This window comes from Kitasatospora nipponensis (assembly GCF_039528135.1).
Taxonomy (GTDB): domain Bacteria; phylum Actinomycetota; class Actinomycetes; order Streptomycetales; family Streptomycetaceae; genus Kitasatospora; species Kitasatospora nipponensis.
In genome coordinates this window covers 1-723 of record NZ_BAAALF010000699.1, presented here as the reverse complement: position 1 = coordinate 723, position 723 = coordinate 1, and the positions used below count along the sequence as shown (strand labels likewise).

Annotated in this window: 1 protein-coding gene; it reads left to right on the top strand. The window is 70.5% G+C overall.

All coding sequences use genetic code 11. The features are described 5' to 3' along the window. Positions 1-723, top strand: a 723-nt coding sequence (locus ABD323_RS42805; protein ID WP_344447444.1) for a glutathionylspermidine synthase family protein, incomplete at both ends; no start/stop codon positions are given.

Sequence of the window (723 nt, the reverse complement as noted above, 5' to 3'; positions counted from 1 at the left end):
TCCCTGACGGCGGTCGAGCACGTGGTGCGGACGGAGCGGTACGTCGACTACGGTCTGACGGACCCTCGGCTCACCGCGGTGATCGCCGAGTCCTGGCGGCGCCGCGACGAACAGCCGTCGGTGTACGGGCGGTTCGACCTGGCGTACGACGGCGTCGGCCCGGCCAAGCTGTTCGAGTACAACGCGGACACCCCGACCTCGCTGATCGAGGCGGCCGGCCCGCAGTGGTTCTGGATGGAGGAGCGCTTCCCCGGCGCCGACCAGTGGAACTCGCTGCACGAGCGCCTGGTCGCCTCCTGGCAGCGGCAGAAGCACCTGCTGCCGCCCGGCCCGGTGCACTTCGCGCACTCGCGTGGCGACAGCGAGGGCGAGGACTGGATGACCACCCTCTACCTCCAGGAGACCGCCGAGCAGGCCGGCCTGGAGACGGTGTCGATCGCCGTGGAGGACATCGGCCTGGACGGGCTGACCGGCCGGTTCGTCGACCTCGACCAGCGGTTCATCCGTTCGGTCTTCAAGCTCTACCCGTGGGAGTGGCTGACCGAGGAGGAGTTCGCCCCGGCCCTGCTCGGCGGGATCGACCTCGGCGGCTCCACCGGCAGCACGCTGTGGATCGTACCGGCCTGGAAGATGCTGCTGTCCAACAAGGCCCTGCTCGCCGTCCTGTGGGAGCTCAACCCCGGCCACCCCAACCTGCTGCCCGCCTACCTGGACGGCCCGCCC